Annotated in this window: 24 protein-coding genes and 1 tRNA gene; 8 read left to right on the forward strand and 17 right to left on the reverse strand. The window is 72.6% G+C overall.

The window, feature by feature from the left end:
- Window positions 1-7: 7 nt before the first annotated feature.
- The 3 genes from mscL to FYC51_RS13110 are packed head-to-tail and all read right to left on the reverse strand — an operon-like array spanning window position 8 to window position 1,437.
- The gene (gene mscL, locus FYC51_RS13100; protein ID WP_148734006.1) at window positions 8-445 is read right to left on the reverse strand and encodes a large conductance mechanosensitive channel protein MscL; all 438 of its coding nucleotides are present in this window, start codon (window positions 443-445) and stop codon (window positions 8-10) included.
- A 34-nt stretch (window positions 446-479) separates the two neighbouring features.
- Window positions 480-824 (reverse strand): FmdB family zinc ribbon protein, encoded by a 345-nt coding sequence (locus FYC51_RS13105; protein WP_148734007.1) that lies wholly within the window; start codon window positions 822-824, stop codon window positions 480-482.
- A 34-nt stretch (window positions 825-858) separates the two neighbouring features.
- Window positions 859-1,437, reverse strand: coding sequence for a 5-formyltetrahydrofolate cyclo-ligase (locus FYC51_RS13110; protein ID WP_148734008.1), 579 nt, complete (start codon window positions 1,435-1,437; stop codon window positions 859-861).
- Window positions 1,438-1,512: 75 nt separating this feature from the next.
- On the opposite strand from FYC51_RS13110, the gene galU reads away from it, so the two are divergent.
- From galU to FYC51_RS13130, 4 genes are all read left to right on the forward strand, one after another.
- Window positions 1,513-2,412, forward strand: coding sequence for a UTP--glucose-1-phosphate uridylyltransferase GalU (galU, locus tag FYC51_RS13115; protein WP_148734009.1), 900 nt, complete (start codon window positions 1,513-1,515; stop codon window positions 2,410-2,412).
- A 2-nt stretch (window positions 2,413-2,414) separates the two neighbouring features.
- The gene (locus FYC51_RS13120) at window positions 2,415-3,077 is read left to right on the forward strand and encodes a GNAT family N-acetyltransferase (RefSeq protein WP_148734010.1); all 663 of its coding nucleotides are present in this window, start codon (window positions 2,415-2,417) and stop codon (window positions 3,075-3,077) included.
- A 52-nt stretch (window positions 3,078-3,129) separates the two neighbouring features.
- The gene (locus FYC51_RS13125) at window positions 3,130-4,173 is read left to right on the forward strand and encodes a hypothetical protein (protein WP_148734011.1); all 1,044 of its coding nucleotides are present in this window, start codon (window positions 3,130-3,132) and stop codon (window positions 4,171-4,173) included.
- Window positions 4,174-4,264: 91 nt separating this feature from the next.
- A tRNA-Ala gene (locus tag FYC51_RS13130) sits at window positions 4,265-4,337 on the forward strand.
- A 48-nt stretch (window positions 4,338-4,385) separates the two neighbouring features.
- Here FYC51_RS13130 and FYC51_RS13135 read toward each other — a convergent pair.
- Window positions 4,386-4,715, reverse strand: a complete 330-nt coding sequence (locus FYC51_RS13135) for a histone-like nucleoid-structuring protein Lsr2 (RefSeq protein WP_148734012.1) — start codon at window positions 4,713-4,715, stop codon at window positions 4,386-4,388.
- Window positions 4,716-4,770: 55 nt separating this feature from the next.
- Window positions 4,771-6,312, reverse strand: coding sequence for a glycosyltransferase family 39 protein (locus tag FYC51_RS13140; RefSeq protein ID WP_187432618.1), 1,542 nt, complete (start codon window positions 6,310-6,312; stop codon window positions 4,771-4,773).
- A 97-nt stretch (window positions 6,313-6,409) separates the two neighbouring features.
- On the opposite strand from FYC51_RS13140, the gene FYC51_RS13145 reads away from it, so the two are divergent.
- On the forward strand, window positions 6,410-7,927 hold the full coding sequence (locus FYC51_RS13145) for an MFS transporter (RefSeq protein ID WP_148734014.1): 1,518 nt from the start codon (window positions 6,410-6,412) through the stop codon (window positions 7,925-7,927).
- A 54-nt stretch (window positions 7,928-7,981) separates the two neighbouring features.
- Here the strand turns inward: FYC51_RS13145 and FYC51_RS13150 are convergent, their stop codons facing one another.
- From FYC51_RS13150 to FYC51_RS13165, 4 genes are read right to left on the reverse strand one after another with little or no spacing between them, the layout of a single operon-like run.
- On the reverse strand, window positions 7,982-8,677 hold the full coding sequence (locus FYC51_RS13150; RefSeq protein WP_148734015.1) for a DNA alkylation repair protein: 696 nt from the start codon (window positions 8,675-8,677) through the stop codon (window positions 7,982-7,984).
- A 43-nt stretch (window positions 8,678-8,720) separates the two neighbouring features.
- On the reverse strand, window positions 8,721-10,169 hold the full coding sequence (locus tag FYC51_RS13155; protein WP_148734016.1) for an MFS transporter: 1,449 nt from the start codon (window positions 10,167-10,169) through the stop codon (window positions 8,721-8,723).
- 31 nt (window positions 10,170-10,200) lie between these two features.
- Complete coding sequence (locus FYC51_RS13160) at window positions 10,201-11,604, reverse strand: M20/M25/M40 family metallo-hydrolase (protein ID WP_148734017.1); 1,404 nt, start codon at window positions 11,602-11,604, stop codon at window positions 10,201-10,203.
- A gap of 43 nt (window positions 11,605-11,647) precedes the next feature.
- Entirely contained in the window at window positions 11,648-12,307 is a 660-nt protein-coding gene (locus FYC51_RS13165) for an NADPH-dependent F420 reductase (RefSeq protein WP_187432619.1), read from the reverse strand.
- Window positions 12,308-12,485: 178 nt separating this feature from the next.
- Between FYC51_RS13165 and FYC51_RS13170 the strand changes: the two genes are divergently transcribed.
- Entirely contained in the window at window positions 12,486-13,607 is a 1,122-nt protein-coding gene (locus FYC51_RS13170) for an LLM class flavin-dependent oxidoreductase (protein ID WP_148734019.1), read from the forward strand.
- A gap of 16 nt (window positions 13,608-13,623) precedes the next feature.
- On the opposite strand, the gene FYC51_RS13175 is transcribed toward FYC51_RS13170, so the two are convergent.
- The 8 genes from FYC51_RS13175 to FYC51_RS13205 all read right to left on the reverse strand — a co-directional run bounded on the left by FYC51_RS13175 (window position 13,624) and on the right by FYC51_RS13205 (window position 20,866).
- The gene (locus FYC51_RS13175; RefSeq protein WP_148734020.1) at window positions 13,624-14,814 is read right to left on the reverse strand and encodes a cation:proton antiporter; all 1,191 of its coding nucleotides are present in this window, start codon (window positions 14,812-14,814) and stop codon (window positions 13,624-13,626) included.
- 10 nt (window positions 14,815-14,824) lie between these two features.
- Window positions 14,825-15,319, reverse strand: a complete 495-nt coding sequence (locus FYC51_RS13180; RefSeq protein WP_148734021.1) for a cation:proton antiporter regulatory subunit — start codon at window positions 15,317-15,319, stop codon at window positions 14,825-14,827.
- A 46-nt stretch (window positions 15,320-15,365) separates the two neighbouring features.
- Window positions 15,366-16,244, reverse strand: a complete 879-nt coding sequence (locus FYC51_RS13185; RefSeq protein ID WP_222863249.1) for an alanyl-tRNA editing protein — start codon at window positions 16,242-16,244, stop codon at window positions 15,366-15,368.
- Between the two features lie 3 nt (window positions 16,245-16,247).
- Complete coding sequence (locus FYC51_RS19305) at window positions 16,248-16,424, reverse strand: hypothetical protein (protein WP_187432620.1); 177 nt, start codon at window positions 16,422-16,424, stop codon at window positions 16,248-16,250.
- A 107-nt stretch (window positions 16,425-16,531) separates the two neighbouring features.
- Complete coding sequence (locus tag FYC51_RS13190) at window positions 16,532-17,695, reverse strand: acyl-CoA dehydrogenase family protein (protein WP_148734022.1); 1,164 nt, start codon at window positions 17,693-17,695, stop codon at window positions 16,532-16,534.
- A 9-nt stretch (window positions 17,696-17,704) separates the two neighbouring features.
- On the reverse strand, window positions 17,705-18,667 hold the full coding sequence (locus tag FYC51_RS13195; protein ID WP_148734023.1) for a DUF4349 domain-containing protein: 963 nt from the start codon (window positions 18,665-18,667) through the stop codon (window positions 17,705-17,707).
- 139 nt (window positions 18,668-18,806) lie between these two features.
- Complete coding sequence (locus FYC51_RS13200) at window positions 18,807-19,643, reverse strand: aldo/keto reductase (RefSeq protein ID WP_148734024.1); 837 nt, start codon at window positions 19,641-19,643, stop codon at window positions 18,807-18,809.
- A 14-nt stretch (window positions 19,644-19,657) separates the two neighbouring features.
- The gene (locus FYC51_RS13205) at window positions 19,658-20,866 is read right to left on the reverse strand and encodes an MFS transporter (protein ID WP_148734025.1); all 1,209 of its coding nucleotides are present in this window, start codon (window positions 20,864-20,866) and stop codon (window positions 19,658-19,660) included.
- Between the two features lie 86 nt (window positions 20,867-20,952).
- Between FYC51_RS13205 and FYC51_RS13210 the strand changes: the two genes are divergently transcribed.
- A complete protein-coding gene (locus tag FYC51_RS13210) occupies window positions 20,953-21,312 on the forward strand; it encodes an ArsR/SmtB family transcription factor (RefSeq protein WP_148734026.1) in 360 nt (119 codons plus the stop codon).
- Window positions 21,312-21,833, forward strand: coding sequence for an SRPBCC domain-containing protein (locus tag FYC51_RS13215; RefSeq protein WP_187432621.1), 522 nt, complete (start codon window positions 21,312-21,314; stop codon window positions 21,831-21,833). The genes FYC51_RS13210 and FYC51_RS13215 overlap by 1 nt, the downstream gene beginning before the upstream one ends.
- Window positions 21,834-21,850 lie beyond the last annotated feature (17 nt).

Raw genomic sequence — 21,850 nt, forward strand, 5'->3', positions numbered from 1 at the left:
GGCCGGGTCAGTCGCGCCGGCCGGCGCCCTCGCGCTCGCGCTCCGCGGCGAGCAGGTCGCGGATCTCCGACAGCAGCGTGAGCTCGGTCTCGGGCTCGGCCGGGTCGGGCTCGCCCGACCTGCGCTTCTCCTCGGCCCGGTCCTTGAGCGTGTTCATGGGCAGGACGAACACGAAGTAGACGACCGTCGCGACGATGACGAACGCGATGATGGCGCCGAGCACCGCGCCGAAGCGCACCTCGGCGACGCCGCCCGACAGCGTCGGGATCTCGATGACGAGTGCGGTGTCGAGGCTGTCGGCCTGGAAGATGACGCCGATCAACGGGTTGATCAGGTTGTCCACGATCGAGTTCACGACGGCCGTGAACGCGGCGCCGATGACGACCGCGACGGCCAGTTCGATCACGTTCCCGCGAAGGATGAATTCCTTGAAGCCCTTGAGCACGGTCCCTCCTGGACGTTCGGTCTCCGACGGCACGTCAGGCCACGCTAGCGGAGGATCCCGACGAGGTCGAACCCGAGGAGGAGCCGCCGCCCGACGAGGAGGAGCCCGACGTGCTCGAGGACGAGCTCGACGAGGAACCGCCCGACGCGGCATCCGAGCCGCCCGACCCACCGGAGCCGCCCGGGCCTCCCGTGCCGCCCTCGCCGCGCGAGTCGGTGCGGTAGAAGCCCGAGCCGTTGAACGTCACGCCGATGGTGTTGAAGAGCTTGCGGAGGCGGCCGCCGCAGACGTCGCAGACGGTGAGCGCGTCGTCGGTGAACGCCTGGTGGATGTCGAAGGCGTTGCCGCACTCGGTGCAGCGGTAGGAGTACGTGGGCATGTGGGTCTGACTCTTCCGGATCGTGGCGCGCCGCTCAGAACGCGATGATGCGCGTGGGCGTCACGACCCCGTTCACGGCCTGGTCGTGCACCTCTCGCGGCACCTCGTCGACGAACTCGCTGTCGAAGACGACGGCGTACACCGGAGGACATTTTTCCATCGATCCGAGGGTCTTGTCGAAAAAGCCCCGGCCCCAGCCCAGCCGCATGCCCGTGCGGTCGACCGCCGCGGCGGGCACGAGGATGAGGTCGACGTCGTTGATGGCCATCGGCCCGAGCAGCTCGCCGTCGGGCAGCGGCACGCCGTGCAGCCCGATCGACTCGGTCTCGTCCTCGCCGACGGTCCAGTCGAGCAGGCCGTCCTCACGGGTCACGGGGAACAGCACGCGGATGCCGCGGGCCTCCGCCCAGTTCACGAACGGCCGCGTATTCGGTTCGGTCGGCATCGACAGGTAGCACGACAACGACTCGGCCTCGGTGGTGCCGACGAGCTCCTCGAGGCGTGCGGTGAACCCCTCGGTCGCGAGCTCCCGCTCGTGCGCCGGCATGTTCTGCCTGCGCTCTCGGAGCTCGGCGCGCAGCACGCGCTTCTGGACGTCCGGATGCTCGGGCATGCCACACATCCTAGGGCGGCGCAACGTGACGCCCCGTCCCTGCGGCCCGTCGCGACATCCGGATACGCTGTCCGCATGACTCAACGGATCACGAAGGCCGTCATCCCTGCGGCGGGCCTCGGGACGAGGTTCCTCCCGGCGACCAAGGCGATGCCGAAGGAGATGCTCCCGGTCGTCGACAAGCCAGCGATCCAGTACGTCGTGGAGGAGGCCGTCGCCGCTGGGCTCGACGACGTCCTCATGATCATCGGGCGCAACAAGAACGCGCTCGCCAACCACTTCGACCGCGTTGCGGAGCTCGAGTACACGCTCGAGACGAAGGGCGACGACTCCAAGCTCTCGAAGGTGCAGGAGTCGAGCGACCTGGCCGACGTGCACTTCGTGCGCCAGGGCGACCCCAAGGGCCTCGGCCACGCGGTGCTGCGTGCCCGCAAGCACGTCGGCGACGAGTCGTTCGCCGTGCTGCTCGGCGACGACCTCATCGACGCCCGCGACCCGCTGCTCACGCGCATGCTCGCCGAGCACGGCAAGCGGGATGCCACGATCGTCGCGCTGCTCGAGGTCGACCCGGCCTCCATCCACCTGTACGGCGCCGCCGAGGTCGAGGCGACCGACGACCCCGACGTCGTGCGCGTCACGGGCCTCGTCGAGAAGCCCGCCGCCGACGTCGCGCCGTCGAACCTCGCGGTCATCGGCCGCTACGTGCTGAAGCCCGAGGTGTTCGACATCCTCGAGCGCACGCCCCCCGGCAAGGGCGGCGAGATCCAGCTCACCGACGCGCTCATGGAGATGGCAGGCGACCTCGACGGTGCGGGCGGCGTCTACGGCGTGGTGTTCCGCGGTCGCCGCTACGACACCGGCGACAAGCTCGACTACATCAAGGCGGTCATCCAGCTCGCCGCCGATCGCGACGACCTCGGCCCCGAGCTGAAGCCCTGGCTCGCCGAGTACGTCGCCGGCTTCGAACGGAGCTGACGATGGCGACGGCCGCGATCCCCACGCTGCGTGACGGGGACGTCACTCTGCGGCCGATCCGCGCGCGCGACGCCAAGGTGCTCGAGCGCGTGCTGCTCGACAACCGCTCGTGGCTGCGCCAGTGGGAGGCGACCTACCCCGGCGGCGGCACGGTGATCGACACGCGCGCGAGCATCCGCAACCTGCTCGCCCACGCCCGCACCGGGCACGCGCTGCCGTTCGTCATCGAGGTCGACGGCGAGCTCGTCGGCCAGCTCAACGTGTCGTCGATCACCTTCGGCTCGCTGTCGTCGGCGACGATCGGCTACTGGGTGTCGCAGGCCCACGCCGGCCGCGGCATCACGCCGACCGCCGTCGCCCTCGCGACCGACTACTGCTTCTCCACGCTGCGCCTGCACCGCATGGAGATCTGCATCCGTCCCGAGAACGCCCCGTCGCTGCGCGTCGTCGAGAAGCTCGGCTTCCGCTACGAGGGCCTGCGGCGGCGGTTCATCCACATCAACGGCGACTGGCGCGACCACTTCTCGTTCGCGCTCGTGGCCGAGGAGGTGCCGCGCGGCGTGCTGCGCCGCTGGCACGAGGGACGCGTGCCCGAGGACGCCGCCCGCATCAGCGCGGAGGACCGTGCGGCCGCCGCGTACCCGCTGCACGTCGCCGATCGCTGAACACGCGCGCGTCCAGCAGGCCCATCCGCCCGCGTTGTCCTAGCGTGGTCGCATGGACGTGATCGGCGGGGGCGTGCTGGTGGCAGCGGCCGCCGCGCTCTGGATCGCGTACCTCCTGCCGAGCTGGCTGCGCCGTCGGCAGTACCTCGCGACCGAGCGCAATGCGGTTCGGCTGCAGCAGACGCTGCGCATCCTCGCGGAGACCGCCGAGACGCCCGAGGCCGTGCGCGTCGAGGCCACCGCGCGCGAGGTCGCGACGCAGCAGCGCATCCTGCACGAGCACGAGGTCACCGCCCGGCTCGCCGCCGAGGCGGCCGAGCACCTCGCGATCGCCGAGCGGCGCGCCGCCGAGGAGGCGGCCGAGGCCGCACGCGAGCTGGCCGCGTCGGCCGCGCCCGTCACCGAGCCGATCCCGACGGTCGCGTCGGTGCCGTCGTCGGCGCCGTCGGTCACCGCGACGGATGCCGCGGATCGCCGCCGCTCCCTGCGCCGCCGCCGTGGGCTGAGTTCGCTGCTCCTGCTCGCCGGACTGCTCACCGTCGTCGGCGGACTCGTCGCGGCGGCGTTCGGCGCGTCCCTGCTCATCGTGGCCGGCGGCGCGCTCGCCGTGGCGCTCGCGTTCACGTTCCTCGTCGGGCTCGCTCGCGTGCACATCGCCGTGCCCGTCGCCGCCCCGATCGCCGTGCCCGAGGCCGAGCCGTTCGAGCCGATCGACCTCGCCGAGGAGGAGGCGGAGGACCACGGGTGGACCCCGCAGCCGCTGCCCAAGCCGCTGCACCTCTCGCGCGGCACGATCGCGGCGGCCGCGATGGCGTCGATCGAGGCGGCCGAGCAGCTGCGCCGCTCCTCCGTGGAGGCGGAGCTCGCGCGCCGCGCCGAGGAGCTCGAGCCGGCGGTGCCGTCGATCGAACGTCCCGCCCGCCCGAGCGAGGTGCCCGCGGCATCCGCTGCCCCTGTCGGCGCTCGTCGCGGGGCGCCGCGCGCGCCCGAGGCCGAGCCGGTGAGCCCGTATGCCCGCATGGGCATCGTCGAGGAGGCGCCGCCCGGGTTCGGCGACCTCGACGCCGTGCTGCGCCGTCGGCGTCAGGCGGGCTGAGCGTCGGACCGGCGGCCGGGCGACCCGTCCGGCCCGAGCCGGCGGGTGGTCATTCCCGTGCGTCGAGTGGTGATAGAGTCGTTCACGGCTCGGGCCCATGGCGCAGTTGGTAGCGCGTCTCGTTCGCAATGAGAAGGTCGGGGGTTCGAATCCCCCTGGGTCCACCGACGCGAGGTCGGCTTCTTCGGAAGCCGACCTCGCACTGTTTCGGGCTAGTGCTTCGCGGCGAGGTACTGCTCGTGCACGCCGGCCGGGATGCGGCCGCGGGCGGGCACGTCGACGCCGTTGTCGGCGGCCCACGCGCGGATCTCCTTCGGCGTCGCGCCGCCCGAGCCGGCGGACGAGGAGCGTCCGCCGCGGCGGGACGCGCTCGTGCGGCGGCCGGCCTTGACGTACGGCTCGAACGTCGCGCGCAGGGCGGCGGCGTTGTCGGCCGACAAGTCGATCTCGTACGCGGCGCCGTCGACCGCGAAGGCGATCGTCTCAGCGGCGTCGGTGCCGTCGAGGTCGTCCACGAGCGTCACGATGGTCTTCTTCGACACGACGGAAGTCCTTTCGTCGGGGAACGGCGCAGGGGCGCCGGTGCTGGTCCCGAGCCTAGTCCCGCGTTCCCGCTGCGTCCCGCTCATACACGGCGACGCGGGACGACTCGATCGGATGCACCGCGGTGAGGACGAAGCCGTGCTCGCGCAGCACGGCGACGTCGGGGTCCGCGCCGCGACGGCTCCGCAGCACGACGAGGACGCGATCGACGCCCTCGAGGCGATGGTCGACCGCCGAGAGGGGCGCCGTGACGTCCCACAGCCCGTCGGTCTCGTCATGGGAGCGGACGAGGGCCAGGTCCACGAGACCGTGGAAGCCCTCGGGATACGTGTACATCGCGAGGCGGGGCCGGCGGGACGGTCGCACGCTCTCGTCGAACACGATCCCGTCGCCGACGACCGAGTGCTCCGCGACGACGGCGGAGACCGTCTGCCAATCGGTGCCGAAGTTCTTCGCGTAGGGGAGGCGCTGGTCGACGATCGCCGGGAGCGCGAGCGCCGCGATCAGGGCGGCGGCGATGACGTGCGACCGCCGCCACGGCAGCACGGAGACGCCGACGGAGATCGCGATGGCCGCAGCGGGCGCCGTCAGCACGAGATAGCGCGCGGTGTACACCGGCGTCGCGAACGCGGTGACGAGCAGCAGCGCAGCGGCGGGGATCACCGCCCATGCCGCGCTCAGCACGAGCAGGCGCGTGCGTCCGCGCCACGACGGGTCGTGCCGGTGGACGGCGGCGGCGGCGACGCCGATCGCGATGAGGGCCCAGCCGGCGAACGCCAGCATCGGCAGCATGAACCACGGCGCGACCAGCACCGTCTCGAGGGTCACGGCGGGCTGGCGGCCACGGAAGGCGACCTGCCGTCGTTGCAGCACGGCGATCACGCAGATCGGCACCGCCAGCACCACGGCGCAGGACCATGCGAGGAGGAAGGAGCGGATCCGCGGCGTTCGGATCTCGCGCTTGCGGCGGTCGAGCGTCCAGGCGACGACGGCGACGACGTGCACCGGCACGAGGAGGATGACGTACAGGAAGAGGTACGTGCCGACGGCGAGGCCGACGGCGTAGCCCCACCACCACGCGCCCCGAGCCCGCCCGTCGACGAGGCGCAGCATCAGCAGGGTCAGCCAGACCGCGAGGGCGACCGCGAACGGCGTCGGCCGGGCTTCGACGGCGACCTGGGCGACCCGCGGCAGCACGGTGAACACGGCGGCCGCGACCACCGCGATCCAGCATCCCGCCGACGTGCGCACGAGCAGGTAGAGGCCCGCGGCAGCCGTCCCGATGGCGAGCCCCGAGGGAAGTCGAAGGGCGAACGGCGAGATGCCGACGAGGTCGATCCAGAAGTGCAGGAGGGCGTAGTAGAGCCCGTGGACGGCATCCACCGTGCCGAGCATCGCGAAGAGCGACGGCCAGTCCCGCTGCGCCGACATGATGCTCGCGGCCTCGTCGCCCCACAGTGAGGGGATCCACGAGCCGGCGAGCGCGACCGCGGCGGAGGCGCTGCCGACGACGGCGGCGACGCGGGCGTCACTCCACGTGGCCGCGGAACGTGCCGACTCCGCCGACGGAGTCGCGAAGGTCAACACCTCGGCCATCGCCATCGCCCCTCGTTCGAGCGTACGCCGAGCAGTCGTCGTCCGGAACGGACCGGGCCTTCCGAGCGGCTCGGCACCCGGGCATAGGCTGGTCGGGATGTCGCAACCGCCAACGCCCGCGCCGCAGCCGCCCACGCTGTCGATCCCGCTGTCCGATGCCAAGCGCTGGCGCGCCTACTGGGTGTGCGTGGCGGTCGCGGGACTCACGATCCTCGACCTCTCGAAGGTCAACGTCGCGCTGCCGTCGATCGAGTCGGCGTTCGACGCGAGCTCGACCGAGCTGCAGCTCATCGTCTCGGGCTACGTGCTGACGTTCGGCCTCACGCTCGTGCCCGCAGGTCGCATCGGCGACCAGCGATCGCGGCGCACGCTCTTCGTCATCGGCCTGACCCTCTTCACGCTCACGAGCCTCGCCTGCGCCCTCGCGCCGAACGGCATCGTGCTCCTCGTCGCGCGGCTCCTGCAGGGCGTCGCGGCCGGCATCCAGATGCCCCAGGTGCTCGGGATCATCCAGCAGCTCTTCCGGGGCCCCGAGCGCGGCAAGGCGTTCGGCCTGTTCGGCGCAACCATCGGCATCGCGACCGCGTTCGGCCCGACGCTGGGCGGCCTCGCCATCGCGATCGGCGGCCCCGAAGACGGTTGGCGCGGCATCTTCTGGATGAACGTGCCGCTCTCGCTCATCGCGATCGCGCTCGCGCTGTGGCTCCTTCCCGAGACACGGCTCCCGTCGACGCGGAAGCTGCAGCTCGACCCGGTCGGCCTCCTGCTGTTCGGCATCACCGTGGTGGCGCTCATGTGGCCGTTCCTCTTCACCACGGGCTCGCCGACCGACAACCCCGCGCGGTGGTGGCTGCTCGTCGTGTTCGTGTTCGCCGCCTCCGCGTTCGTCGCGTGGGAGCGCCACTACGCGGCGACCGGCAAGCATCCGCTCGTGCCGCTCTCGCTGTTCGGCGTGAGCTCCTATCGCAACGGCACGGTGCTCGCGTCGGCGTACTTCGCCGCCGCGCCGTCGATGTTCCTGCTCACCACGCTCTACCTGCAGCACGGTCTCGGCCTCGCACCCGTCTTCGCCGGGATGGTGAGCATCGGCTTCGCACTCATGAGCGCCATCTCGTCCTGGATCGGCGGCAACCTCGTGAACCGGCTGGGCAGGCCGCTCGTCGTCTGGGGCCTCGCGACCGTGCTCCTCGGCATCGGCTTGCTCGTGCTCGCGGCGCTGTACACCCCGGCCGACCTCACGCCCTGGGCCATGGCCGGTGCGATGGTCATCGCCGGCTTCGGCGGCGGCCTCGTGATCTCGCCGAACCAGACGCTCGCGCTCGCCGACATCCCGGTGAAGCAGGGCGGCCTGGCCGGCTCGGTGGGCCAGCTCGGGCAGCGCATCGGCACCGCGGTCGGCACGGCCGTCGCGCTGTCGCTCTTCTACGCCACGATCTACCGCGAGACGGGCACGGCCGACACGCAGGACCTCGCGGTGTACCACGACGCGTACGGCTTCGGCATGACCGCCGTCGCGCTCTTCGTCGCGATCGCGTTCGGTGTGGGCCTGCTCGACCTCGGCGCGCGTCGCCGGCAGCAGCGCTCGCTGTCGCGCGCGACGGAGGAGCTCGAGTAGCCACGCGCCGCCGGTGAGCCCCGGGCTCGCCGGGTCGCTCCGCCGGCGCACTCGTCAGCGGATCGCCAGGATCCGCGCCCGCTCCTCCTTGGGATAGTGCTCGATGGCCGCGCGCAGCGCGACGCGCGGCATCGTCGCGGCGTGCCCCTCGACGAACGCCGTGAGCCGGTCGCGGTCGACGTCGCCCGCGGAGCGCAGCACCCAGCCGAGCGCCTTCTGCACGAGCGGCTCGGGGTCGTCGACGAGCGTCTCGGCGAGCCCGAACGCATCGTCGACCTCGCCGCGCTTGAGGAACGCGAACGTCGCCACGAGCGCGGTGCGGCGCTCGGGCCAGAATCCGGATGCCGCGAGCCGGGCGAGCGGCGCCCGGTCGCGATCGAGCAGGTGGCCGCCGACCACCTGCTGCGCGGCGAGGTCGACGAGGTCCCACTGGTCGATGCGGTCGTGCCGTCGGAGGTACAGCTCGTAGAGCTCGGCCCGCCGTTCGGAAGACGTGCGGCGGTGCGCCGCGGACTTGCCCATGATGCTGCACGCGAGCGCCCGCACCTCGTGCGTCGGCTGCTCGAGCAGCGCCTCGAGCTCCGCGACGGGCAGGTCGAGCGCGGTCTTCGCGAGGTCGAACACGGCGCCCATCCGCACCCCGATGAACGGCGCGTCGGGGTCGGGCGCGAAGTACCGCGTGTACTTCTCGCGCTCCTCGGCGGTCGCCATGCCCTCGAGCGTCGCGGTGAGTGTCGCGGCATCGGTCATCGTGCCCCCCCGATCGGCCGCGCCCCGCCGGCGGCCCCGGGACTCAGCGTACGACGGCGGCGCCCTCGGCGGCGGGCGCGTCGGAGAACGCGAGCTTGGGCACGAAGGCGAGCAGCACGGCGGCGACGGCCGCGGTCACGCCGCACACGAGCCACACGGTGACGTAGCCGGCGAACGAGCCGGCGGTCGATGTCGCCGCCTCGCCGGCCGCGCCGAGCAGCGCGATGCCGAACACGCACGACGCGATCGCGCCGCCCACGGTCTTCACCGAGTTGGTGAGTCCCGTGGCGACGCCGGTCTGGTGCGCGGGCGCCGCCGCGGCCGCCGCGGCGGGCAGGGCGGCCACGAGCGCACCCGACCCGATGCCGGCGATGATCATGTTCGCTAGCACCTGGGCGTACCCGTCGTGGAACGGCAGGAACAGGAGGTAGCCGAGGGCGACGAGCGAGCTCGCGCCGATGAGCGCGATGCGCGGGGTGATCCAGCGGGTCACGAGGGGGAACAGCATGGCGCCGACGACGAGGGAGAGCACGTAGGCGCCGACGAGGAGGGAGGTCTGGAAGCTCGTGGCGCCGAGCCCGTAGCCGACCTCCGCGGCATCCGTGCGCGCGAACGTGGAGAGCGGCGCCTGCGCGCCGAGCACGCTGACCCCGAAGAGGCCCGCGGTGAGGAACACCGGCCAGAGCGACGGCGAGCGGAACATGCGCACGTCGATGAGCGGGTCGGGGTGGCGCAGCTCCCAGCGCGCGAACGGCACGACGAGCAGCACGCCGAGCGCCACGAGCGCCCAGCTGAGCAGGTCGGCGGGGCCGTTCAGGCGCATGAAGCTGAGGCCGCCCGTGAGCGCCAGGAGTGCGAGCGAGATGAGGACGAGGCCGACGGTGTCGAGCGTGCCGCCCGCGAGGTCGGGCGACTCCTTCACGCCGAACCACACGACGAAGAAGCACGCCACGACCGCGATCGCGGGCACCAGCAGGAGCACCGTCATCGGCAGCACGTCGGCCAGCGCGCCCGCCGAGAGGGCGCCGGCGATGGCTCCGAGCTCGAGTGCCGCGACGAGGAGGCCGGCCGCCTTGCGGGTCATCGCGGCCGGGCGCTCGGCCGAGCGGCTGCGCGACCAGATGAGCGCGACTTCGAGCGGCAGCCAGACCACGTAGAAGCCCTGCAGCGCCCACGCGACGAGGAACACCCAGAACTGGTCGGTGAACGCCAGCGCCGTCGAGGCCACCGCCGTGATCGCCGTCGACCACATGAGCATGCGCTTGTGGCCGACCATGTCGCCGAGCTTGGCGAACGCGGGCACGACGAGCGCCGACAGCATGAGCTGCGTGCCCTCGAGCCAGTTCACGTCGGCGTCGTGGATGCCGAGGTGCCGCGCGATGTCGGTGAGCAGCGGCGTGTAGTAGCCCTGCAGGATGCCGCTCGTGAACTCGACGAACGCCAGGAAGCCGACGATGGCGGCCACCGGTCCGAGTCTGGCAGCGCGCGTCATCGGGGCTCCTTCGGGTGGGGGTGGATTCACCCTAGTGCAGCGGATGCCCCGCCTCCGCCACGCGCGGATGCCCCGGCACCGCGGCCGCGGAACCGACCGCGTTCACCGACTCGAGCAGCGCCCGGTGGAACCGCTCGCCACGCTCGAGGCTGTCGATCGTCACGTGCTCGTCGACCCCGTGGATCGCCGCCCGCTGGCCCGCCGTCATCGCGATCGGGGCGAAACGGAACACGGCCGGCGAGAACCGGTGGAACCACCGCGAGTCGGTCGCCGCCATCATGAGGTACGGCGCGGTGATGGCGCCGGGATACGACGCGTCGACGGCGGCGGCGATCGCGGCGAACTGCGCGGTGTCGGTCGGGGACTCGGGCGACGGGTCGCTGCCCTCGACCACCTGGACGTCGACGGCCGGGTCGCCGACCACGCGCCGCACGCGGGCCGCCGTGGTGCCGACCGTCTCGCCCACCGCGATCCGCAGGTTGAGCGTGGCCGCCGCGCGTGCCGGGAGCACGTTGGGCGCCGACCCGCCCTCGAGCATGGTCGCGGCGATGGTCGTCCGCACGAGCGCCGCGGGCTCGCCGTCGAGGCGTGCGAACAGCCGCGCGGTCAGCCACGGCGTCGCGGCGAGCACGCGCAGCGCGAGGCGGACCGGACCGCGGGTGTGCGGCGCGAACGTCGACAGCATCGTGCGCAGCGACCGCGGCGTGCGCTTCGGGAACGGGTTCGGCGACAGGCGGTGCACCGCGCGCGCGATGCGGGCGGTGGCCGTGGTCGCGGGCGGCGTCGACGCGTGGCCGCCCTCGCCGAGCGCCGAGAGCCGCACCGTCACGATGCCCTTCTCGCCCACGCCGACCATGGCGGCCGGCACGTGCACGAACGGCAGCGGCGCGTCGACGACGGCGCCGCCCTCGTCGAGCACGAGCCACGGGATGATGCCGCGATCCTGGAACAGGTCGGCGGCGGCCCGGGCGGCGGCGCCGTGGCTCTCCTCGTTGCCGCCGAACGAGAGGTACACGTCGCGCTCGGGCACGAATCCGTCGGCGAGCATGTTCTCGACGGCCTCGAGGATCACGAGCAGCGGGCCCTTGTCGTCGAGGGTGCCCCGGCCCCAGACGGAGCCGTCGTGGATGCGCCCCTCGAAGGGCGGGAACGTCCAGCCGTCGTCGTCGACGGCCGGGACGACGTCGAAGTGGGCCATCAGCACGACGGGGTCGTCGTCGCCCGAGCCGCGCCAGCGGTAGAGCAGCCCGACGTCGGTGACCTGCTCGAACGCGAGGCGCTCGTGCACGAGCGGGTAGAGCTCGGCGACGAGGTCGCGGAACCGGTCGAAGTCGGCGAGGCCGCGCTCGTCGAGCTCGGCCGACACCGTCGGCAGCTGCACCATGCGCGAGAGGCGCTCGGCGGCGCCGGGCCGCACGGTCACGGGGTCGGGCATTGCTCCACCATATTCGAGCGGATGCCGCGGCGGCGGGCGGTGCTCAGGCCGCGAGGTGCGCGGCGGGCGCGAGCAGCGCCGAGAGCTCGGTCGACGAGAGCTCGCGACCGAACGCCGGATGCCCCGGTTCGAGCGCCCGGCCGGCGGCGAGCGGACCGCCGTCGACGGCGTCGAAGCCGATGTCGTCGATGATGCGCGCGAGCACGGCACGCGCCTCGGGGTCGTCGCCGACCACGGCGATGGCACGGCGCAGGGGCGACCCCGCGTCCATGCTGTCGTCCTCCATCTCGTGGTAGCCGAGGTGGTTCAGCGACTTCACGACGCGCGCCAGCGGGTTCCTGGCCGCGTTGATCTCGCTCGTCGAGCGCTCGTCGGCGTCGACCGAGTCGATGTGGCCGTCGACCGGCGGCCAGTAGTTCATGGCGTCGACGACGACCTTGTCGCCGAAGTCCTCCCACGGCACCGTGCCGGCCTTGCCGAACGGCACGGCGACGATGATGACGTCGGCCTCGGCCACGAGCTCGGCGGGCGGGAGCACGCGGGCGCCGGGAGCGACCACCGAGACGAGCAGGTCGAGCGCGGTCTGCCGCGGCGAGCCCGTGATGCGGACCTCGTACCCGGATGCCACGAGGAGTCGGGCGAGCGCGGTGCCCACCTTCCCCGCACCGAAGATGCCGATGACCGGCCGGTCCGTCACGTCCACGCCTCCATTCTCGCCGACGCGCTGGATCCGTACGCCGACACCCACCGGCAACGCCCCGGCGTCGCCGCGCATTCCCACGCCGCCGCGCATTCCGGCGCGGGCGCCGGGGGAATAGTCTCGGGCTCACGGGGGTTCCGGTGGGATGCGTACGCATGGAGACGCGGAGATGAGGCAGGACATGGCCGAGCGCTACGAATTCGGACTCGACACCTTCGGCGACGTGACGGTCGCGGCCGACGGGTCGACGCTCACGCACGCGCAGGTGCTGCGCAACGTCGTCGACGAGGCGGTGCTGGCCGACCGGCTGGGTCTCGACTTCTTCGGCGTGGGCGAGCACCACCGGCACGAGTTCGCCGTCTCGGCGCCGGAGGTCGTGCTCGGCACCATCGCCGGCCGCACCGAGCGCATCCACCTCGGCTCGGCCGTCACCGTGCTGAGCTCCGACGACCCCGTGCGGGTGTTCCAGCGCTTCGCCACGCTCGACGGCCTCTCGGGCGGCCGCGCGGAGGTCATCCTCGGACGCGGCTCGTTCATCGAGTCGTTCCCGCTCTTCGGCTTCGAGCTCAACCAGTACCAGGAGCTGTTCGAGGAGAAGCTCAACCTCTTCTCCGAGCTGATCACGCAGGAACCGGTCACGTGGACGGGCGAGCTGCGCGCACCGCTCACCGACCAGCTCGTCTACCCGCCCGTCGAGCACGGGCACCTGAAGACGTGGGTCGGCGTCGGCGGCAGTCCCGAGTCGGTCGTCCGCGCCGCACACTACGGCCTGCCGCTCGTGCTGGCGATCATCGGCGGCAGCCCCGCCCGCTTCGCGCCCCTCGCCGACCTCTACCGCCGCGCCCTCGACCAGTTCGGCCACCAGCCGCAGCCCGTCGCCGTGCACTCGCCCGGCTTCATCGCGGACACCGACCAGGAGGCGCTCGACACGCTCTGGCCGCACTACAAGGTCATCATCGACCGGATCGGCAAGGAGCGCGGCTGGGGCCCCGTGACCCGGGAGCACTTCGAGGGCGAGGCGGGACCGAACGGCGCGCTCTACGCCGGATCGCCCGAGACCGTCGCGCAGAAGATCGCCGCGGCGATGCGCGCGATCGGCGCCGTCCGCTTCGACCTCAAGTACTCGAACGGCACGCTGCCGCACGAGGCGATGATGGGCAGCATCGAGCGGTACGGCACCGAGGTCGTGCCCCGCGTGCGCGAGCTCCTCGCGGCTTCCGATGCGGCCGACGCCGAGCTCGACGCGCTCGCCGCGGCGGACCGGGCGGATGCCGCGGCCGCCGCCGAGCAGCCCGCGGAGTAGTCGGCCCGGGAGTCCGTCAGGCGGTTCCGGGCGCCGGCTTGGCCGCTCGGCGCCGCACTGCCGCGCGGAACCACGCGGCGTCGGGGACGCGTGCGAGGAACGTGCCCGCGATGATCGTGATGAGCACGTAGGCCGTGGCGAGCGGGGCGATGCCCGGCGCGACGCCGGCCGTCACCGCGATGCCCGCGATGACGATGGAGAACTCGCCGCGCGGCGCGAGCGCGAAGCCCGCGCGCCACTGGCCGAGCGTGCCGACCCCGGCTCTCCGCGCGGCGTACGCGCCCGAGATGAGCTTCGTGACGATCGTCACGATCGCGAGCCCCAGGGCGGGCAGGATCATCGGCACGAGCTTCGACGAGTCGGAGGTCAGGCCGAAGAACACGAAGAACGTCGCGGCGAACAGGTCGCGCAACGGCGTGAGCACGGCGCTCGCGTTGGCCGCGACCCGCCCCGACAGCGCGATGCCCACGAGGAACGCGCCGACGGCGGCCGACACGCCGACCTGGGCGGCGAGGCCCGCGACGAGCATCGTGAGGCCGAGGACGCCGAGCAGCAGCGGCTCGTACTGGTCGGCGGGGAACAGCCGCGACACGAAGTGCCCGTGCCGCAGGGCCACGTAGAGGATGAGGGTCACGACGGCCACGGCGATCGCGACCGAGATCGCCCCTTGCAGCACGCTCACGCCGATGACGATGGCCGAGAGCACCGGCAGGTAGAACGCCATCGCGAGGTCCTCGATGACGAGGACGGCGAGGATCGCCGGCGTCTCGCGGTTCGACAGGCGACCGAGGTCGCGCAGGAGCTTCGCGATGACGCCCGACGATGACACCCAGGTCACGCCGGCCAACGCGACGGCGGCCACCGGACCCCAGCCGAGCAGGAGCGCCATCGCTGCGCCGGGGAGCGCGTTCGACAGTGCGTCGACGATGCCGGGCACGCGGGCCGACTTCAGGCTGCCGAAGAGCTCGGTCGCCGTGTACTCGAGCCCGAGCAGCGCGAGCAGCAGGATGATGCCGATCTCGGAACCGGTCTGCAGGAACTCCTCGCTCGCGTCGAGCGGCACGAAGCCGCCCTCGCCGAAGGCGAGGCCGAGCAGGAGGTAGAACGGGATCGGCGAGATCCCGATGAGGAGCGCGAGACGCCCCAACAGGCTCATGCCGAGAAGCAGCGCGCCGACTTCGATGAGGAGCAGCGTGGTCTCGTGCATGCGGCCCGCCTCAGTCTGGGCCGTTGGAGAGCAGCCGGGCTACTCCGTCGAGTCCTTCACGAGTGCCGACGGCCACGATGACGTCGCCCGCGCGCAGCGGCTCAGCCGGCGTCGGGGAGGGGATGATCGCCCCGTCGCGGACGATCGCGACGATGGACGCATGCGTGCGCGTGCGCGCCTTCGTGTCGCCCAGCGTGCGGTTGAGGTACGGCGAGTCCGTCGGCAGCGCGATCTGCTCGGTGTACAGGCCGGCGGTCTCATCGCTGAGGCTCGTGAGGCGACTGAGCATGACGGATGCGCCGAGCACGTCGGCGAGGGCCGCGGCCTCGTCGTCGTTCAGCGGAATGGAGTCGCGGCAGGCGTCGGGGTCGTCTTCGTCGAAGACGCCGAGGTCGCGCTCACCGTCCCGGTGCGACACCACGCTGATCTTTCGACCCCCTTCGGTGACGAGGTCGTGGCGGAAGCCGATCCCGGGGAGATCGACCTTCTCGATGCGAATACCCACGAGGCATATGGTAACCCCGCTGGAGGGTGCCTCCGGCACCCCCGATTCAGTGTCGCGGTCGGACGGCGTTCGTCATCTCGAGCACGGGCGTGCCGCCGTCGTCGACCACGGCGAACGAGGTCATCACCGATCCGAGCTCGGTCGCGGAGGCGACGTGCGTGCCGCCGCAGGGGATGCGCGCCGTGCCCTCGGGCAGTTCGCACACCCAAGTGCGCCGGTCGGTGAGCCCGTCGCCGGCCGCCTCGACGCGCACGACGGCGCCCGCCGCGATCCAGCGCTCGAGCTGCTCGGCGACGGCGCTGCGCACGTCGTCGAGCTCGCCGGCGAGCGACGCCGTGTCGAATCCCGCCCGCCGCAGCGACTTGTTGAGCCGGTAGCGGTCGAGCGAGCCGTCGGGCAGGATGCGCGACGACGCGATGGCGGCGCCGTCGAAGTCGGGGCTGCCGAGCGAGTCCTCGCGCGCGGGCTTCGACCACCGGTCGGCCAGCACGCGGTTGAGCGCGAGCGAGGCGAGGTGGCAGGCGGTGTGGCCGGTCGAGAGTGCGCGTCGCGTCGCGGCATCCGCCTCGACCTCGACCTCGTCGCCCTCGGCGATCGCCGCGTCGCCGTCGACGAGGTGCGCGACGAGGAACGCCCACCCCTCGGTGCCCTTGCGGACCGGGATGTCGTCGCCGAGGTGGAGGTCGGTGCCGTCGGTGGCGGCGACGACGGCGTCGCGCACCGGGAGGTCGACGCCGTTCGCGCGGATCACGCCGGCGTCGGCGGGCTGGTCGGGCCACGCGGCATCCACCGGGTGGAAGCTCGTCGCCTCGGTGACGACCGCGAGGCGGCCCTCGTGCGCGGGGGCGACGTGCAGCACGCGACTCCTCGCGGTGAGCGCCCCGCCGGGGTAGGTGACGCGCGTGTCGCGCTGGGGCAGGGTCACCCGTCAGACGCCGTCGCCGCGGCCGAGGATGTTGACCGGGATGGCGACCGCGATGGCGACGCTGAGGATGCCGCCGAAGAACACGACGGCCTCGAAGCCCGGCAGCCCCGGGGCGTAGCCCATGAGCAGCATGCCGAAGACGAAGAAGGCCATGGCGATGATGAAGGCGACGACGTTCACGGGACCTCCTGGAGCGGCTGGTGCGGCTGCGGCGCCGCGATGCCCAGCCTAGTGGGCGGCGGCGCGACGCGCCCGGCGGATGCCGCGACGGCGCGGCATCCGCTCGATCACGCGTCCAGCGGGCCGAGCCACGCGTTCGCGACGGTGCCGTGCGCCGACTCGTCGTCGGACGGGTGGAAGATGCCCGCGAGCACGTCGCGGTAGAGACGGCCGAGCTCCGAGCCGGCGAAGTAGGAGGAGCCGCCCGCAACGCGGACGGCCTGGTCGACGACGTGCTTCGCCGTCTCGGTGGAGCGCACCTTCACGCCCACGAGCTTCGCGAACCACATCGGGCCGTGGTCGACGAGCGCGTCGAGGTCACGCGCCACGGCGAGCAGCTGGGGCTCGACGGCCTCCTGCGCGATCGCGGCGTCGGCGATGCGCCAGCGGATGTCGGGATCCTGCGAGAGCGGAGCCCCGTCGCGCTTCATCGACGTGCGGCGGTGCGCGGCGGCCACGGCGAGGTCGAGCGCCCGCGCGCCGATGCCCGCGTAGACGGCCGCGAGCAGCAGCTCGAAGCTCGCGAAGATGCCGAAGACGAGCGGGTCGGCGTTGGGGCCGGGGTCCAGCCGTCGCACGATGCGGTCGGGCGCGGCGAACGCGCCGTCGAGCACCGTCGTCCGGCTCTGCGTCGCGCGCATGCCCAGGGTGTCCCAGTCGTCGAGGATGCGCACGTCGGGGTCCTCGCGGTCGATGAACCCGTAGACGATCTTCGGCGCGTCGGCGGACGCGGTGTCGAGGCCCATCGTGCCGAGGCGGGTCCACGCCGGCGAGAGCGACGTGAAGACCTTGCGGCCCGAGTAGCGATAGCCGCCGCCCGCCTGGGGCTCGGCCGCGGTGCGTGAGCCGAACAGCATGAGGTCGTTGCCCGCCTCGCTGATGCCGAAGCCGAAGATCTCGCCCTGCCCCGCCTCGCGGAGGAGGAAGTCGAGCGTGTCGTCGCCGCGATCGCGCAGGATCTTCGCCACCCCCGTCCACACGAGGTGCATGTTCACGGCCAGCGCCGTGGCGGGGGCGGCGCCCGCGAGCCGCAGCTGCGCGCGGACGGCGTCGTCGAAGCCCCAGCCGAGCCCGCCGTACGCCTCGGGCACGAGCGCCGTGAGGTACCCTGCGTCGCGCAGCTCGGCGAGGTCGTCGACGAAGAACGCGTTGTCGCGGTCGTACCCTGCTGCGCGCTCGCGCACCCGTTCGAGGAGTTCGTCGTGCAGCAGGGTCTCCGGCGTCTCGCTCACGACGCCAGACTACGCCTGCGGTGTCCGCTCGCGCGGGGGCTGGGGTGCGGCATCCGATGCCGGGGGCGCGGCCGGCGGCGACGGGTCGGATGCCCCGGGCGTCGTGTCGGGCGCCGCGGGCTTCGAGCGGCGCGAGCGCGTCGCGACGAGCACGATCACGAGCACGATCGCGCCGATGACGAGGGCGGCGAGCGCCCACGGGAGCAGCACGCCGACCGCGATGCCGAGCCAGGTCGCGAAGCCGATCAGGGCGTTCCAGCCGGCCGCGAGGCCGCTCCAGAAGTCGTCGGGCTGCGGATCGGGCGCGACCCCCTCGGTCACGAGATCGACGGTGATCGTCGAGTAGTCGACCTGGTCGACGAGCGCGTCGCGCTGCTGGGTGAGGCTGTCGAGCTCGGCCTGCCGGGTGGTGAGCTCGGACTCGATGGCGATCAGGTCGGCGATCGTCGTCGCCTCCGAGAGCAGCTGCTGCAGCCGGTCGACCGAGGCGGTGAGCGCGTCGATGCGTCCGTCGAGGTCCTTGCGCTGCTGCGTGACATCCGAGGCGTTCATGGACACGGAGCTGACCGTGCCGAGCTCGCGCAGCTCGGCGAGGAACGGATCGAGGTCGTCCGACGGGATCCGGAGCGTGAGCGAGGCGCTCGGCGGCTCGGCGTCGGTGCCCGGCGTCTCGGTGCGGCTGTCGACGCGTCCGCCTCGCGCCTCCGCGAGGTCCACGGCCTGCTGCGCGGCGTCGACCGGGTCCTCGACCGTGATCGAGACCCAGCCGACGGTGATCATGCTGCGGTCGGCGAACTGCTCGCCGTCGGCAGTCCCGCCCGCGGCATCCTCGCCCTCCACCTGCTGCTGGGGCGCCATCTCGCCCGGTTCCATCACCGGTGCGTCGGACTGGCCGGCGCCCGCGGTGCAGCCGGCGAGGAGCAGTGCGAGGAGGGCGGCCGCGGCCGCTGCGGGGACCAGTCGTCGTCTCATGGGCTCACCGTATTGCCCGGCCCCGATCGCATGTCTGGACCCCTGCTGGGAGTCCGGTCACGATCGGATTGCGCTTCGCTGTGAATCGCCGAACGGCCCCAACGAACCCCGGTTCCCGCTCGTTCAGCGGGATGTCCGCTCAGTCGAAGTCGGGATCGCGGCCCGTGCGCTCGCCGCTCTCGAGGGTGGCGATCGCGGCCAGGTCCTCGTCGTCGAGCGCGAAGTCGAACACGTCGAGGTTCTCGCGCAGCCGGGCGGCGGAGGACGCCTTCGGGATCACGATGTTGCCGAGCTCGAGGTGCCAGCGCAGCACGACCTGCGCGGGCGTGCGTCCGCGCTTGTCGGCGAGATCGGCGAGCAACGGGGTGCCGAGCACGCGGCCGCGCGCGAGGGGCGACCACGCCTCGGTGCGGATGCCGTGCGCCTCGTCGAACGCGCGCAGCTCCTCCTGTGGCAGCCACGGGTGCAACTCGACCTGGTTCACGACGGGCGCGACGCCGGTCTCGCCGATGATGCGCTCGAGGTGGTGCGCGTGGAAGTTCGCCACGCCGATCGACTGCACGCGTCCCTCCTCCTGCAGCCGCACGAGCGCTCGCCACGTGTCCACGTACCGGTCGGTCGAGGGCACCGGCCAGTGGATCATGTAGAGGTCGAGCGTCGCCAGGCCGAGCCGCTGCATGCTCGCGTCGAACGCGCGCAGCGTCGAGTCGTAGCCGTTGTCGTCCATCCAGACCTTGCTGGCGACGAAGAGCTCGTCGCGCGGCACCTCCGCCGAGCGCACGGCCTCGCCGACGCCCTCCTCGTTCGCGTAGAGCGCGGCGGTGTCGAGGTGCCGGTACCCGATGGCGATCGCCTCGCGGCTGAGGCGCGCGGCATCCGCTGCCGGCACCTTGTAGAGGCCGAAGCCGAGCTGCGGGATGGTGTTGCCGTCGGAAAGCGACAGGCTGGGCGCCGGGGCGACGGGCGGCTGCGTCATCGTCGTGGCTCCTCTCAGCTGGGTTGCGCCGGCACCGGTTCGGTGTCGGGGATGGGGCTCGCGTCGCGCTCGCGCAGGTCGGGATGCCACGGCTTGCCGAGCACCGCGGCGAGGACCCCGAGCAGGGCGAGCGCGGCGGCCGCGACGAACGCGCCCTGCGCGCCGTACCCGTCGATGAGGAAGCCGGCGACGGCCGAGCCGAGCGCCGCGCCGATGAGCTGGCCGGTGCCGACCCAGCCGTACGCCTCGGCGGTGTCCGAGAACTTGACGCTCGCCGACACGATCGCGAACAGCACGGCGAGCGCGGGCGCGATGCCGATGCCCGCGATGAAGAGGGTCGCCGAGAGCCACCAGAAGTCCATGACGAACGCGGCGAGCGCCATGCCCGCGAACACGATGAACATGCGGCGCGCGGTCGACCACGGCCCGATCGGCACGTGCCCGAGGAAGAGGCCGCCCGCGAGGCTGCCGACCGAGAAGATGGCGAGCACGATGCCGGCCTCGGCGCCATCGTGCCCGAACACGGCGACGACGCCGGCCTCGACCGCGGCGCACGCGCCGATGAGGAGGAAGCCGACGATCGTCGCGAGCATGACCGGCGGGCGGGTGAGCACCGCGCCGAACCGCCGCTTGGAGCGGGGGATGCGAACGCGCCCGAGCTCGGGGGAGGAGATGAACCAGATGCCGCCGCCGATCATCATGGCCGCGGCGAGCAGGATGCCCCAGACGGTGCCGATCTGCGTGGACACGAACGTCGTGACGACGGGACCGACGACCCAGATGATCTCCTGCGCCGACGCGTCGAGCGAGAAGAGCGGCGTGAGCTGCCGGGAGTTCACCATCTTCGGGTAGATGGTGCGCACGGCGGACTGCACGGGCGGCGTCGAGAGGCCGGCCACGAGGCCGACCGCCATGTAGGCCGGCACCGTGAGCGGCAGCACGCCGATGGCGACGACGGCGGTCGCGCAGATCACGAGCGTGGTGATGAGCACCGGGCGCATGCCGAGGCGGCCCATGAGCCGGCTCGTGAGGGGTCCGGCGACGGCCTGGCCGATCGACGTGGCGGCGAGCACGAGGCCCGCCGCGCCGTAGGAGCCGGTCTGCTGCTCGACGTGCAGGAGGAACGCGAGCGAGAGCATCCCCGAGGGGAACCGAGCGGTCAGCTGGGCGGCGATGATACGAGCGACGCCCGAGGTTCTGAGGAGATCGGTGTAGCTGCCCACGGTCCGTCCACTCTATCGACGCGGATGCCGCGGGAACGCGCCTATCAGTCATGGCGTATATAACGGTGAAGTGATAATCTGACGGTGTGCACGCGTTCGACGTCCTCGGCGACCCGGTGCGCCGCCGCATCCTCGACCTCCTGGCCGGCGGCGAGACGAGCGCGGGTGAGGTCGTCGACGTGGTGGGCGAAGAGTTCGGCATCACCCAGCCCGCCGTGTCGCGGCAGCTGCGCATCCTGCGCGAGCACGGCTTCGCCACCGTGCGGCCCGATGGCGCGCGCCGGCTCTACTCCATCGATCCCGGTGGACTCGACGACGCCGACCGCCAGCTCGAGCGCTACCGCACGATGTGGACCGCGGGGCTCGCGGCGTTGCACACCGAGGTCGCCCGCGGCAAGCGCAGCCGTCGCGCCGCCGCGGGGCGCGCCCCACGAGAGGAGCCATGATGGCCGTGACGAGCGACATCGCCCCCGATGAGCCCGGGCTGCTGCTCGAGTTCCACGAGGTGTACGACACCGACCCCGACGACCTGTGGCAGGCGATCACGACGCCCGAGCGCCTCGCGCGCTTCATGGCCGTGCACCGAGGCGAGTTCCGGCTGGGCGGCCGGTGGCAGGCGTTCGGGACGGACGGCACGGTCTACTGCGACGGCGAGGTCACCGCATGCGACCGGCCGCACGGCTTCACGACGACCTGGACCGTCGTCGGCGAGCCGCCGAGCCTGCTGACCGTGGCGCTCGAACCCGATGGCGAGCGCACCCGCCTGCACATCCGGCACGAGCACGTGACGCAGCCCGAGTACGGGCCCGGCTGGCACGCCTACCTCGAGGCGCTCTCCCGGCACCTCGCCGAGCCCGACGCACCGCGCGACCGCGACGCGTGGGTCCGCCGCTTCGGCGAGCTCGCGCCGGCCTACGAGGAGCGATTCGCAGCGCTCGGCGTCTCGGGAGGCGTCGCGGAGGACTGACGGTGCGGCGCCGGGGC

It is taken from the genome of Agromyces mariniharenae, from assembly GCF_008122505.1.
Taxonomy (GTDB): domain Bacteria; phylum Actinomycetota; class Actinomycetes; order Actinomycetales; family Microbacteriaceae; genus Agromyces; species Agromyces mariniharenae.